Source organism: Saccharopolyspora hirsuta (assembly GCF_008630535.1).
GTDB classification, from domain to species: domain Bacteria; phylum Actinomycetota; class Actinomycetes; order Mycobacteriales; family Pseudonocardiaceae; genus Saccharopolyspora; species Saccharopolyspora hirsuta.
The window spans coordinates 14,137-27,192 of record NZ_VWPH01000007.1 but is presented as its reverse complement, the minus strand read 5'-3'; the positions used below and the strand labels follow the sequence as shown (position 1 = coordinate 27,192).

At 73.4% G+C, this 13,056-nt stretch carries 9 protein-coding genes and 1 riboswitch; of the genes, 5 read left to right on the top strand and 4 right to left on the bottom strand.

What is annotated here, in order from left to right; translation table 11 throughout:
• The first annotated feature begins 64 nt into the window (after nt 1–64).
• Entirely contained in the window at nt 65–1,495 is a 1,431-nt protein-coding gene (locus F1721_RS15860; protein ID WP_150067867.1) for a pyridoxal-dependent decarboxylase, read from the top strand.
• A 135-nt stretch (nt 1,496–1,630) separates the two neighbouring features.
• The gene (locus F1721_RS15855) at nt 1,631–2,236 is read left to right on the top strand and encodes a TIGR03086 family metal-binding protein (RefSeq protein WP_170301504.1); all 606 of its coding nucleotides are present in this window, start codon (nt 1,631–1,633) and stop codon (nt 2,234–2,236) included.
• On the opposite strand, the gene F1721_RS15850 is transcribed toward F1721_RS15855, so the two are convergent.
• Nucleotides 2,226–3,137, bottom strand: coding sequence for a DMT family transporter (locus F1721_RS15850; RefSeq protein WP_150067470.1), 912 nt, complete (start codon nt 3,135–3,137; stop codon nt 2,226–2,228). The two genes, F1721_RS15855 and F1721_RS15850, sit on opposite strands and share 11 nt — an antisense overlap.
• A gap of 91 nt (nt 3,138–3,228) precedes the next feature.
• Between F1721_RS15850 and F1721_RS15845 the strand changes: the two genes are divergently transcribed.
• On the top strand, nt 3,229–4,083 hold the full coding sequence (locus F1721_RS15845; RefSeq protein ID WP_150067469.1) for a LysR family transcriptional regulator: 855 nt from the start codon (nt 3,229–3,231) through the stop codon (nt 4,081–4,083).
• A 53-nt stretch (nt 4,084–4,136) separates the two neighbouring features.
• Here F1721_RS15845 and F1721_RS15840 read toward each other — a convergent pair whose 3' ends face one another.
• On the bottom strand, nt 4,137–4,406 hold the full coding sequence (locus F1721_RS15840; RefSeq protein WP_150067468.1) for a DUF1876 domain-containing protein: 270 nt from the start codon (nt 4,404–4,406) through the stop codon (nt 4,137–4,139).
• 205 nt (nt 4,407–4,611) lie between these two features.
• A riboswitch (cobalamin riboswitch) is annotated at nt 4,612–4,737 on the top strand.
• A 76-nt stretch (nt 4,738–4,813) separates the two neighbouring features.
• Between F1721_RS15840 and F1721_RS15835 the strand changes: the two genes are divergently transcribed.
• The gene (locus F1721_RS15835) at nt 4,814–5,869 is read left to right on the top strand and encodes a HoxN/HupN/NixA family nickel/cobalt transporter (RefSeq protein WP_150067467.1); all 1,056 of its coding nucleotides are present in this window, start codon (nt 4,814–4,816) and stop codon (nt 5,867–5,869) included.
• Between the two features lie 246 nt (nt 5,870–6,115).
• Nucleotides 6,116–7,339, top strand: a complete 1,224-nt coding sequence (gene cobA, locus F1721_RS15830; protein ID WP_150067466.1) for a uroporphyrinogen-III C-methyltransferase — start codon at nt 6,116–6,118, stop codon at nt 7,337–7,339.
• A gap of 26 nt (nt 7,340–7,365) precedes the next feature.
• Here cobA and F1721_RS15825 read toward each other — a convergent pair whose 3' ends face one another.
• Entirely contained in the window at nt 7,366–9,153 is a 1,788-nt protein-coding gene (locus F1721_RS15825; RefSeq protein WP_150067465.1) for a bifunctional metallophosphatase/5'-nucleotidase, read from the bottom strand.
• 187 nt (nt 9,154–9,340) lie between these two features.
• Nucleotides 9,341–12,952, bottom strand: coding sequence for a cobaltochelatase subunit CobN (gene cobN, locus F1721_RS15820; protein ID WP_150067464.1), 3,612 nt, complete (start codon nt 12,950–12,952; stop codon nt 9,341–9,343).
• Nucleotides 12,953–13,056: the final 104 nt, after the last annotated feature.

Sequence of the window (13,056 nt, the reverse complement as noted above, 5' to 3'; positions counted from 1 at the left end):
CCGGCTCGCGGGAGCGGTGGTTTCCCGGGGCTCTTGGTGGGAGGCTGGCCGGGTGGTTGGGCACATGTCCCCGGAGGAGTTCCGGGCTTTTGGCAGGCAGGTCGTCGACTGGGTTGCCGACTACTACGCCGGGGTCGAGTCGCACCCGGTTCGGTCGCAGGTGCGGCCCGGGGAGGTCCGGGCGCAGCTGCCCGCGCACCCTCCGGAGGAGGGGGAGCCGTTCGAGGCGGTGCTGCGGGATCTCGACGCCGTGCTGATGCCCGGGGTCACGCACTGGCAGCACCCCAACTTCTTCGCCTACTTCCCGGCCAACGCCAGCGGACCGGCGATCCTCGGGGACCTGCTCTCCAGCGGGCTCGGCGTGCAGGGCATGGTGTGGGCGACCAGCCCGGCCTGCACCGAGCTGGAGACCGTCGTGGTCGACTGGATGGCCGAGCTGCTCGGGCTGCCCGAGCACTTCCGGACCGACGCGGTCGGCGGCGGCGTCATCCAGGACTCGGCGTCGAGCGCCGCGCTGGTGGCGTGCCTGGCCGCGCTGCAGCGGGTCAGCGGCGGTGAGGTCGCGAGCCGGGGCATCACGCGGCGGCACACCCTCTACGTCTCCGAGCACACCCACTCGTCCTTGGCCCGGGCCGCGCGCATGGTCGGCATCGGCGCCGACAACGTCCGGATCGTCGACGTCGACCCGGGCACCCTCGGCATGGACCCGGCGCACCTGGACGCCCTGATCGCCGAGGACCTCGCCGCCGGGGCCGTGCCCACCCTGGTGTGCGCGACCATCGGCACCACCTCGACCACCGCGATCGACCCGGTCCGCGCCGTCGGCGAGGTGTGCCGGGCGCGCGGGGTCTGGCTGCACGTCGACGCGGCTTACGCGGGCGTGGCGGCGGTGTGCCCGGAGCTGCGCTGGATCAACGACGGGGTCGCCGAGTTCGCCGACTCCTACTGCACCAACGCGCACAAGTGGTTGCTGACCAACTTCGACTGCAGCCTGCTGTGGCTGGCCGACCGCGGGCCGATGATCGACGCGCTGTCGATCCTGCCGGAGTACCTGCGCAACCCGGCCACCGCGTCCGGCGAGGTGATCGACTACCGGGACTGGCAGGTGCCGCTGGGCAGGCGGTTCCGGGCGCTGAAGCTGTGGTCGGTGCTGCGCTGGTACGGGGCCGCCGGGCTGCGCGAGCACATCCGCTCCGGGGTGGCGCTCGCCCAGGAGTTCGCCGGGTGGGTGCGCGACGATCCGCGCTTCGAGCTGCTGGAGCCGCACCCGCTCGGCCTGGTGTGCTTCCGGCCCCGGTTCCCGGAGCTCGCCGCGGAGCAGGCCGACGAGCGCACCTACCAGCTCATGGAATCGCTGAACGAATCCGGCGAGCTGTACCTGACGCACACCAGAGTGGACGGTCGGACGGTGCTGCGGTTCGCGGTCGGATCACCGCAGACCGAGCGTCGGCACGTGCTCGCCGCGTGGAAGCGCATCCAGGAGGCGATCGGCTGACCTGCCCGCGACCAGCGCGTCAGCGCGATGCCGGTCGCGACGTCGCCGAGGGCGGCCAGCCGTGGTCGAGTACCTCAAGCCGTGGGCTCGTCCGATTCCCGGCGCGCCCGACCGCGGAGCTGGCACGATCGCCGGATGACGCCACGTCCTGAACAGCGGGCTTCCGCGCCCGTCACCACCGAGCAGTTGGCGCAGGCGCTGAGCGCGGTCGGTGCCCTGGTCGACGGTGTGCGCGACGACCAGTGGTCCGACCAGACCCCGTGCGCCGACTGGACCGTGCGAGACCTGATCAACCACCTGGTCCAGGTGAACGAGAGCTTCAGCGCCCAGCTGCACGACCGGACCCCGCCCGGGCCGGACGCCGACCTGCTGGGCGACGACCCGGTCGGCGCCTACCGGCGGTCCGCAGCGGAGCTGGTCGGCTCGCTCGACCGATCGGGGAACGCGCAGGCGGCCCCGGGCCCGCTCGGCGTCTCGACCGGCGCGGAGCGGGTGCAGCTGCGGCTCGCGGACCTGCTGGCGCACGGCTGGGACCTGGCACGAGCCACCGGCCAGGAGGTGGGCTTCCCGGAGGACGTGGTCGAGCAGGCGCTGGTGTTCGTGCGCGGACGGCTCGACGCCGCGCCCCGCGCGGACCGGTTCGGCGAAGCCCGGCCGGTGGCCGAGGACGCGCCGGTCGTGGACCGGTTCGCGGCATTCCTGGGGAGGCCGCCGGAGTGGACTCCGGGCCTCAAGCCGTGAGCTCGCGCGGACGGGCCTCGACGTCCGGTGCTCGCCGGTCCGGGCGGGTGCCGAGCATGCAGGACGCGGCGCCGAGGGCGATGCCGAGCACCGCCGCGATCGTCGGGGTTTCGCCGAGCAGCGGCCAGGCCAGCAGCGCGGCGACCGGCGGGACGGCGCTGAACAGCGAGCTCGCCCGGCTCGCCCCGCCGACGGCGACCGCCCGCAGGTAGCAGGTGATGCCGAGCACCGACCCCACCAGCACCAGCCACGCCAGCACGGCGGCGGCCTGCGGCCAGTCCGAGACCTGGCCGTGCTCGAAGAGCGCGATCACGCCGACGGCGGCTGCCGCGGCCGCGGACTGCACCGCGCCACCGGCCCGCGGGTCGATCGGGCCGCAGAACCGCTGCTGGTAGAGCCCGCCCGCGGAGAACCCGAGGAGCCCGACCAGGACGAGCAGCAGTCCCGGGTTCAGCGTGCCCTCGGCGAGCACCTGGCCGCCGAGGGTGAGGGTCACCGCGATCACGCCGAGGACGAGGCCCGCGATGCGGGTCCGGCTCAACCGCTCCCGCAGCAGCACGGCCGCCAGCGCTGCGGTGAGCACCGGGTTCATCGCGATCACCAGCGCGGTCACCGACGCCGGGACGCCGATGCTCATCGCGCCGTAGCAGCCGCCGAACTGCGCTCCGTAGGTGAGGACGCCCGCCACCGCCGTGTGCCCCAGCCGCCTGCCGCGGGGCCAGGTGGAGCGGGAGACGACGGCGATCACCGCGAGCAGCGCGGCGGCCGCCACCAGGCGCACGCTGGTCAGCAGGAACGGGGGAGCGGCGGCGACCCCCAGCTTTCCGGTGGGGAATCCGCTGGCCCAGATGAACACGATCGGCGCTGCCAGCGACAGCGGGATCGAGTGCGTGCGCTTCATGATCCCAGGCTCGCCGCTGGCACCCGGCCACGTCCAACGACGATAAGTGATCGCGATCGATCGCGGATGCTGATCGGTTATGGTGAAGGGCATGAGCGCTGTGCTGGACGTCGTCGCGCTGCGGAGCCTGGTCGCGGTGGCCGACTGCGGCGGGTTCCACCGGGCCGCCGCCGCGCTGTCGCTGACGCAGTCCGCGGTCAGCCAGCACGTGCGCAAGCTGGAGCGGGTGGTCGACCGGAAGCTGGTGGCCCGGGAAGGGCGGCAGGCGAGGTTCACGCCGGCCGGGGAGCTGCTTCTGACCGAGGCGCGGCGCATCCTCGACGTGCACGACTCGGCGCTGCGCCGCCTCGGCGCCGATGAACCGCGCACGCTCGTCTTCGGCTCCACCGAGCACGCGGCCGACCGGCTGCTGCCCGAGCTGGCCACCCGGCTGCGCGTGGCTTTCCCGACGTGGGAGGTGCGGTTCCGGCTCGACCGGACGGCCCGGCTGGCGGACGCGGTCGACCGCGGCACCATCGACATCGCGCTGCTGATCGACTACCTGGACAGCGGGCACAACCGCGAGGCCGGGCAGTTCCGGCTGGAGTGGTACGCCGCGCCGGACTGGGAGCCCCCGGCGCCGGAGGAGCCGCTGCCGATGGTCGTCTTCGACGAGCCGTGCGTGACGCGGCGGCTCGCGGTCGGCGCGGTGACCGGGCTCGGCAGGCAGCCGGACCTGGTGTGCGAGGCCGCCGACCTGGCCGGGGTGCTCGCGGCGGCGCGTTCCGGCTTGGGGGTGGCGCTGCTGCCGTCGGTGAAGCCGCGCCTGGAAGGACTGGTCGTCCGCGACGACCTCCCGCGCCTCGGCCCGGCCCCGCTGCGCGTCCGAGCCCGCCCGGGCCTGGGTGACGACGTCGCGGAACTGGCCGCGCGAGCGGTCCGGGAGGCGCTCGAAGCGCACTCGTGAGCGGCGGTGGCCGTGGGAGCGGCCACCACCGCTCACGAGTCGCGGGTGCGGCGTCAGGCGGGCAGGTGCACGCGGCGGTGCAGGCGCTCGCCGATGTCCTTGGCGGCGTTGTCCAGCAGCTTGTGCGCCAGTTCGAACAGGGCGCGGGCGATCGCGATCTCATCGCCGATCTGCGGTACCTCCGGGTCGTCCGGGTGGCGTCGCGCGGTGCCGTGGCCGTGCAGCGCCTGACCGGACGGAGTGGTGAAACCGACATCGGCGGTGGTCTTCGCGCCCGCCTCCACGACCTGCAGGTTCAGCGTGATGGTGTGGGTCTCGTTCATGATCGCCTCCTGGTCCCCGTCGGCCCGCGGCTGCAGGCCCTTCAGGTCGCCGTAGCCCCAGCATGCGCGCGCTGCCCACCGGGCGAAAGGCCGATGTTCATCCGTTCGGAGGACTGGATTCGCGGTCCGGGCGCACCCGTGATCGCGGTCACCGGAGGTTTGACCCGGCGCCGCGGGTCGGGGAAGGATCTCGACGCCGACGGTGCAGGAACCCGGTGCGAATCCGGGACGGTCCCGCCACTGTGACCGGGGAGCGGCCCCCACCCGATGCCACGGCTGCCGAGCAGCTGGAAGGCCGGGGCGCCGCGCCGATCCGGGAGTCAGGAGACTGCGCGTCGGCCCCGCACCGCACCGCGGCGCGCGGACACCGAGCCCCAGGGCGGGAAACCCAGGAGGTCGGAGATCCCATGAGCGGGGAATCCGGAACGGAGCGGCGCAGCGCCGGTTGGGGAGCGCCGGAGCGGCGCAAGGCAGCGGTCGTGCTGGCCGCGGTCGGGGTGTTGCACCTGGTGGGCTGGGGTGCCTACCTGCTGCAGCAGGACCACCCGGGCGCGGCGGGCGGGCTGGCCGCGGCGGGCACCACGGCGTACCTGCTCGGTCTGCGCCACGGCTTCGACGCCGACCACGTCGCCGTGATCGACGACGCGACCCGGCTGCTGATGCAGCGCGGGCGGCGGCCGGTCTCGACCGGCATGTGGTTCGCGCTGGGACACGCCAGCGTCGTGCTGCTCCTCGCGTTCGCGATCGCGTTCGTCGCCGGACCCGCCGCGCAGCGGTGGGCCGAGGAGACCGGGGTGCAGGTCTCGGCCGCCGTGGATCTGGTCGTGGTCGCGGTGCTGAGCGCGTTGGCGGTGCTGAACGCACTGGTCCTGCGCGACGCGGTGCGCCTGCTGCGGCGGGCCCGGCGCGGGGCCGTGGACGAAGCCGAGGTCGAGCTGGTGCTCGGGCGTCGCGGCCTGTTCGCCCGGTTGCTGCGTGGGCGGATGAGCGGTGTCGCCCGCTCCTGGCACCTGTTCGGCATCGGGCTGCTGTTCGGGCTCGGCATGCAGACCGCGACGGAGATCACCGTGCTGGCCATGGTGTCGCCGGTGGACCGGCTGTCCGCGATCGCGGTGCTGAGCCTGCCGCTGCTGTTCGCCGCCGGGATGTGCACTGTGGACAGCGTGGACGGCATGCTGATGTCCCGCGCCTACACCTGGTCGCTGGCCCGGCCGCTGCGGCGGTTGCGGGTGAACGTGACCACCACCGCGCTGACGGTCGTGCTGGCCGCGGTGGTCGCGCTGGTGGTCCTCGCCGGGTTGCTGCAGGAGCTCGGCGTGCCCCGCGCGGCGCCGATCGCGGCCATCGGTGACCACTTCGAACTGCTCGGCTATCTGACCCTGGCGGCTTTCATGGCAGTATGGGGCGGCGCCGCGCTCTGGTGGAGGTTCGCCTCCCACCGCGACGGGACGGAGCGCGAGTGACCGGCGGCCACGGCCTGTGCCAGGTGGCGCCGTGCGGTCAGGCCGGTGATCGTGAGCCACGACGATGTGGCCGACCACGCACCTCGAAGCCCGACACGGACCACGGACATGACCCCCTCATGTCAAACCGGGTCCTGCTCAACTGCACCTAAGGGGACCGTGATGCAACCCAGCCACCAGAAACCGCGAAACGCGAGTTCGATCCCGGACGCAACCACCACTGAAGATCGCGGAGAGGCGGGCTGCATGACCAAGCACCTTGAGCACCACTACTTCGCAGGTCTGGACCTCACCGGGAAGCGGGTGGTGGTCGTCGGCGCGGGCACCGTCGCGCAGCGCCGGGTGCCGCGGCTGATCAACTCCGGTGCGCGGGTCGAGGTCATCGCGCCGGAGGCGACCCCGGCGGTCGAGGCGATGGCCGACGCGGGCGAGCTGACCTGGCACCGGCGCCCCTACGCCGCCGGTGACCTGGAGGGCGCTTGGTACGTGGTGGCGTGCGCGACCGGCAGCGAGGTGAACGCGGCGGTCGCGGCCGAGGCCGAGGAGCGCCGAATCTTCTGCGTGCGCGCGGACGACGCGTCTCAGGGCACTGCGGTCACCCCTGCCGTGGCGCAGCACGGCGGGCTGCTGCTCGGCGTGCTGGCGGGCGGTGAGCACCGGCGTTCCGCCGCCGTCCGCGACGCGCTCGTCGAGGCGCTGCGGACCGGCGTGGTGGACGAGCGCTCCGAACCACCGGCACCGGGCGTGGCCCTGGTGGGCGGCGGCCCGGGCGATCCGGACCTGATCACGGTTCGCGGCCGCCAGCTCCTGGGGCGCGCGGACGTGGTGATCACCGACCGGCTGGCGCCGCGCGAGCTGCTCGAGGAGCTCGGCCCGCACGTGGAGGTGGTGGACGCCTCGAAGATCCCCTACGGCCGCGCGGCGAACCAGGACGTCATCAACTCGCTGCTGATCGAGCACGCCAGGGCGGGCAAGTTCGTGGTGCGGCTCAAGGGCGGCGACCCGTACCTGTTCGGGCGCGGGTTCGAGGAGCTGCTGGCCTGCGTCGAGGCCGGGGTCGCGGTGACCGCCGTTCCCGGGATCACCAGCGCTTTCGCCGCCCCGTCGGCGGCCGACGTCCCGGTGACCCACCGCGGTGTCGCGCACGAGGTCGTGGTGGTGTCCGGCCACGTCGGACCGCACGACGAGCAGTCCCTGGTGGACTGGCCCGCGCTGGGGCGGCTGCGCGGAACCCTGGTGCTGATGATGGGCGTCAAGCGGATCGCGGAGTTCGCGGCGGTCCTCGTCGAGCACGGCCGCGACCCGAAGTCCCCGGTCGCGGTGGTCCAGGAAGGCACCACCCGCAACCAGCAGACGCTCCGCACGACGCTGGGCGAGGTCGCCGAGGCGATCCGCGAAGCGGACATCAAGCCGCCCGCGGTGATCGTCGTCGGCCCGGTCGCCGACCTGGCCCCCGAATCGCGCCGGTAGTCCCCTTCCGCGCGGCCGCGAGCGAGCTACGGCTTCGCCTGGACCCGGTCGAGCGCCGGAGGGGCGAGCGGCGCCTGCGAGCGCAGGTATCCGGCCAGCGCGTCGGGCCCGGAGTAGGCCGTCCGGTGCTGGTCGCGGGCGTTGAACAGGGCGGTGAACCCGGGGACGGCACGCTGGGGCACGAAGTCCTTGGACAGCGTCGCGATGCGGTAGGTGGCGTTGGGGTTGAGCGGCTCGCCGTCGATGCGGACCTGCCCGAACGCGATGCGCTCGCCGACCGGTGCCGCGGGGTCGTAGCGGTACTCGACGTTGCTCGAGACCGCCAGCGGCTGGAAGGTGGTGGAGCCGTCGGCGGCCTGCTGCCACTGGCTCTCCAGCAGCTGGGCGAGTTCGCGGCCGGTCAGCTCACCGCTCGTCAGCGCTGCCCCGAAGCCGCCGCGCTCGTGGATCACGCCGAACATCAGCTCGTCGAACAGCACGCGGCCGGGAGCGTCGGCCGGGTTGCCCGCGCTCGGCGCATGGGTGATGTCGCGCAGCAGTGTCTTCGGCAGCACGATCCCGACGTCGGCACCGCCGTCCTGCTGCGCCGCCCACCGGAACGCGTCGGCGGTGGCGTTGCCGAGGCTCGACTCCTCGGCGTCGGCGGACGTGCGGGTGAGGTCACCGGCGATGTCGGTGACGGGCTCGTTCTTGCGCTGCGCCAAGCGGTCTCGCCAGTGCTGGGACATCCGGAGGACCTCGGGGTCCGGCGGCACGGTGCGGGTGTTGGCGTGGTTGGTGGAGGTGGTCCGGTCGCGCAGCACCTCGCCGGTCCTGCGGTCCAGCTGCAGGGTGATCTCGTTGATGAGGCGGCCGTGGTTGGCGGCCTCGACGATGGGGCGGGGGTTGCCCGCCGGGTCGGGCAGCGTGCAGTTGCCGAGGGCGTGCCAGTGCCCGGTGATGATGGCGTCGACGGCGGGCGAGATCTGCTCGTTCATCGCGACCATCGGCCCGGTGGGGTTCGTGCAGTCGCCGTAGAAGTCGCCAGCCTGCGAGAACCCCTCGTGGACGGTGGCGACGATGGCCTGCACGCCTTGGTCTTGGAGCTCGGCGGCATAGCGGTTGATCGCCGCGGCTTCCGGCTCGAAGCGCAGCTGGTCGGACGGCCAGTACGAGAGCCCCTCGTCGGGCGTGCCGCTCGTGGTCGCGTGGATGAAGCCCACGGGCAGCGTTCCGCCGCGCCCGTCGTCGACCTGCTCGACGTGGTACGGCTCCGCGATCAGCTCGCCGGTCGCGCCGTCGACGACGTTCGCGGAGTAGTAGTCGAAGTCGGCTCCGGCGAACTCCTCGCCGGTGGAGTCGGTGAAGCAGAGGTCGCCGTCCGGGCGCCCCTCGCAGGTGCCGTCCACCATGTGGCGCAGGTAGTCGAGGTTGCGGTCCAGCTCGTGGTTCCCGATCGTCGAGAACCGCAGTCCGATGTGGTTGAGGTACTCGATCGTCGGCTCGTTCCAGAAGTACGCGGTCTCGGCGGGCCAGCCGGAGAAGTCGTCCCCGGCCGAGAACAGGATCGAGTTCGCCGCGGGCAGGGCGGCCCGGTCGCGGAGCCGGTCCAGGTGGGCGGCCAGGTAGGCGCCGCCGCCGACGGTTTCCGGCGCGTCACCGGCGTGAGCGCCCGGCACCGTCGTGGTGTAGTCGCCGAAGTAGCCGTGGAGGTCGGTGATGGACAGCAGCTGCACCGGGACGGGTTCGGCAGCGTCCGCCGCGGCGGGTGGTGCCGAGATCAGGACGAGGCCTGCGGAGATCGCGGTGGCCAGTCGAGAGCGGGCGTTGGACATGGGGCTGCGGCTCCTTGAGGTGAGGGGCCGCTGAGGACTCGCCATCCGAGCAACGCGACACCGGGCAACGGCCGGTGCGAGTGTTGTTCCGCGATGCGAACACCGGGTGACGCACGAGCGACCGGAGCCGGAAATCCTTCCGCGCGCTGCACGAAGCCCTCCCGGGGTTCCGTGCAGCGCGCGAGGTTCAGCGCTGGGGACCGTCCTCCAGGTCGCCCTCGGTCTGCAGGTAGACCTCCTGGAGGGCCTGCAGGGTGCTCGGGTCCGGCTCCTGCCACATCTGGCGGTTGGCCGCCTCCAGCAGGCGCTCGGTGATGCCGTGCAGCGCCCACGGGTTGGACTCGGTGAGGAACTGCTGGTTCTCCTCGTCGAGCACGTAGGTCTCGGCCAGCTTCTCGTACATCCAGTCGGCCACCACGCCGGTCGTCGCGTCGTAGCCGAACAGGTAGTCCACTGTGGCCGCGAGCTCGAAAGCGCCCTTGTAGCCGTGGCGGCGCATCGCCGCCAGCCACCGCGGGTTCACCACGCGGGCGCGGAACACCCGCGAGGTCTCCTCGGTCAGCGACCGGGTGCGGATCGAGTCCGGGCGGGTGCTGTCGCCGATGTAGGCCGCCGGGGCCTTGCCGGTCAGCGCGCGGACCGTGGCGATCATGCCGCCGTGGTACTGGAAGTAGTCGTCGGAGTCGGCGATGTCGTGCTCGCGGGTGTCGGTGTTCTTCGCCGCCACCGAGATCCGCTTGTAGGCGCTCTCCATGTCCGCGCGCGCCGGTGCGCCGTCCAGCTCGCGCCCGTAGGCGAAACCGCCCCACACCGCGTACACCTCGGCCAGGTCGGCGTCGTCGCGCCAGTTCCGGCTGTCGATCAGCGGCAGGATCCCGGCGCCGTACGCGCCCGGCTTGGAGCCGAAGATCCGCATGGTGGCGCGGCGCTCGTCGCCGTGCTCGGCGAGGTCGGCTTGGGCGTGCGCACGCACGAAGTTCTGCTCGTCCGGCTCGTCGAGGGCCGCCACCAGGCGCACCGCGTCGTCGAGCAGGGCGACCACGTGCGGGAAGGCGTCGCGGAAGAACCCGCTGATGCGGACCGTCACGTCGATGCGGGGGCGGCCCAGCTCGTCGAGCGGGATCACCTCCAGCCCGTTGACGCGGCGCGAGGCCTCGTCCCAGGTCGGCCGGACGCCGAGCAGCGCCAGCACCTCGGCGATGTCGTCGCCGGAGGTGCGCATCGCGCTGGTGCCCCACACCGACAGGCCGACCGAGCGCGGCCACTCGCCGGTGTCCGCGCGGTAGCGGTCGAGCAGGGATTCCGCGATGGCCCAGCCGGTCTCCCACGCCAGGCGGCTGGGCACGGCCTTGGGGTCGACCGAGTAGAAGTTGCGGCCGGTGGGCAGCACGTTGACCAGCCCGCGCAGCGGCGATCCGCTCGGCCCGGCGGGGACGTAACCGCCTTCGAGGGCGTGCAGCGTCGCGCTCATCTCGTCGGTCGTCGCCGCGAGCCGCGGCACGACCTCGGTCGCGGCGAACTCCAGCACCTCGACCACCGCGTCGGTGGCCTCGCCGAGGACGTCCCGGCACACCTCCGCCGCGGCGGCGACGTCCCAGCCGCGGTCCTCCATGCCCTGGACCAGGGCGTGCGCGCGGGTTTCGACGTCGTCGACCTGCTCGCGGGTCGCGCTGCCGTCCTCGGCGAGCCCGAGCGCTTCGCGCAGGCCCGGGAGCGCGGCGCTCTGCCCGCTCCACATCTGCCGGGCCCGCAGCATCGCCAGCACCAGGTTGACCCGGGCCTCGCCGTCCGGGGCGTCGCCGAGCACGTGCAGGCCGTCGCGGATCTGGGCGTCCTTGACCTCGCACAGCCACCCGTCGACGTGCAGCAGCATGTCGTCGAACTCCGCGTCGTGCGGCCGTTCCTCCAGCCCCAGGTCGTGGTCGAGCTTGGCGGCCTGCATCAGCGTCCAGATCTGGCTGCGGATCGCGGGCAGCTTCGCCGGGTCCATCGCGGAGATGTTGGCGTGCTCGTCCAGCAGCTGCTCCAGCCGCGCGATGTCGCCGTAGCTCTCCGCGCGGGCCATCGGCGGCACCAGGTGGTCGACCAGCGTGGCGTGCACCCGGCGCTTGGCCTGCGTGCCCTCGCCGGGGTCGTTGACCAGGAACGGGTAGATCAGCGGCAGGTCGGCCAGCGCCGCGTCCGGGGCGCACGAGGCGGACATGCCCGCGGTCTTGCCCGGCAGCCACTCCAGGTTGCCGTGCTTGCCCAGGTGCACCATGGCGTGCGCGCCGAACTCGTCGATCAGCCAGCGGTAGGCGGCCAGGTAGTGGTGGCTCGGCGGCAGGTCCGGGTCGTGGTAGATGGCGATCGGGTTCTCGCCGAAGCCGCGCGGCGGCTGCACCATCAGCACGACGTTGCCCGCGCGGATGGCGGCGAGCACGATCTCGCCCTCCGGGTCCTGGGAGCGGTCCACGAACAGCTCGCCGGGCGGCGGGCCCCAGTGCTGCTCGATCTCGCCGCGCAGGTCCTCCGGCAGCGTCGCGAACCACGCCGCGTACCGGCGGGCGGGGATGCGGACCGGGTTGCCGCTCAGCTGCTCCTCGGACAGCCAGTCGCGGTCCTGGCCACCGGCGGCGATCAGCGCGTGGATCAGCGCGTCGCCGTCCTGGTCGGCGACGCCGGGCAGCGCGTCCGGGCCGTCGGCCGGGCCGATGTCGTAGCCCTGCTCGCGCAGCGCCCGCAGCAGGCGGACCGCGCTGACCGGGGTGTCCAGGCCGACCGCGTTGCCGATCCGGGAGTGCTTGGTCGGGTAGGCCGAGAGCATCAGCGCCAGGCGCTTGTCCTGCGGCGGGACGTGCCGCAACCGGCCGTGCCGGACCGCGATGCCCGCCACCCGGGCGGCCCGCTCGGGGTCGGCGACGTAGACCGGCAGGCCCTCGGCGTCGTTCTCCTTGAACGAGAACGGCACGGTGATCAGGCGGCCGTCGAACTCCGGCACCGCCACCTGGGTGGCCATGTCCAGCGGTGACAGGCCCTCGTCGTTGTCCTCCCAGGCGGCGCGGCTGCTGGTCAGGCACAGCCCCTGCAGGATCGGGATGTCCAGCTCGGCGAGCGCGCCGACGTCCCACGCCTCGTCGTCGCCCCCGGCCGAAGCGGTGGCGGGCTTGGTGCCGCCCGCGGCCAGCACGGTGACCACCAGCGCGTCGGCCTTGCCGAGCTGCTCCAGCAGCCCCGGGTCGGGCGTGCGCAGCGAGGCGCAGAACAGCGGCAGTGCCTGCCCACCGGCGTCCTCGATCGCGTCGCACAGCGCGTGCGCGAAGGCGGTGTTGCCCGCCATGTGGTGCGCGCGGTAGTAGAGCACCGCGACGGTCGGGCCCTCGGTGCGGCGCGGGGTCCGCTCCAGCACGCCCCAGGTCGGGGTCTCCTTCGGCGGCTCGAAGCCGTGCCCGGTGAGCAGGATCGTGTCGGAGAGGAACCGGTGCAGCTGGGCGAGGTTGTCCGGGCCGCCGTGCGCGAGGTAGCGGTGCGCCTCGGCGCACACCCCGGCCGGGACGGTCGAGCACTCCATCAGCTCGGCGTCCGGGGCCTGCTCGCCGCCGAGCACGACCACCGGGCGCGGCCCGGCCAGCAGCGCGTCCAGGCCCTCCTCCCAGGCCCGGCGACCGCCGAGCAGCCGCACCACGACCAGGTCGACGTCCTCCAGCAGCGGCGGCAGGTCGTCCACGCCCAGCCGGGCCGGGTTGCCGAGCCGGAAGTCGGCGTCGGCGGCCCGCGCGCTGAGCAGGTCGGTGTCCGAAGTGGACAGCAGCAGGATCATGCGGATCGCTCCTCGGCTCGGCGGACGTCGCTGGGCCAGGACGCGCGTGCGCAGCGCATGACGGCACCTCTCTCGGGGTCCTCGCCCCGGTTCGCAGGTCACGG

Coding starts and splice junctions, on each gene's coding strand:
- F1721_RS15860 (WP_150067867.1), top strand. CDS start 65: ATGTCCCCGGAGGAGTTCCGGGCTTTTGGCAGGCAGGTCGTCGACTGG.
- F1721_RS15855 (WP_170301504.1), top strand. CDS start 1,631: ATGACGCCACGTCCTGAACAGCGGGCTTCCGCGCCCGTCACCACCGAG.
- F1721_RS15850 (WP_150067470.1), bottom strand. CDS start 3,137: ATGAAGCGCACGCACTCGATCCCGCTGTCGCTGGCAGCGCCGATCGTG.
- F1721_RS15845 (WP_150067469.1), top strand. CDS start 3,229: ATGAGCGCTGTGCTGGACGTCGTCGCGCTGCGGAGCCTGGTCGCGGTG.
- F1721_RS15840 (WP_150067468.1), bottom strand. CDS start 4,406: ATGAACGAGACCCACACCATCACGCTGAACCTGCAGGTCGTGGAGGCG.
- F1721_RS15835 (WP_150067467.1), top strand. CDS start 4,814: ATGAGCGGGGAATCCGGAACGGAGCGGCGCAGCGCCGGTTGGGGAGCG.
- cobA (WP_150067466.1), top strand. CDS start 6,116: ATGACCAAGCACCTTGAGCACCACTACTTCGCAGGTCTGGACCTCACC.
- F1721_RS15825 (WP_150067465.1), bottom strand. CDS start 9,153: ATGTCCAACGCCCGCTCTCGACTGGCCACCGCGATCTCCGCAGGCCTC.
- cobN (WP_150067464.1), bottom strand. CDS start 12,952: ATGATCCTGCTGCTGTCCACTTCGGACACCGACCTGCTCAGCGCGCGG.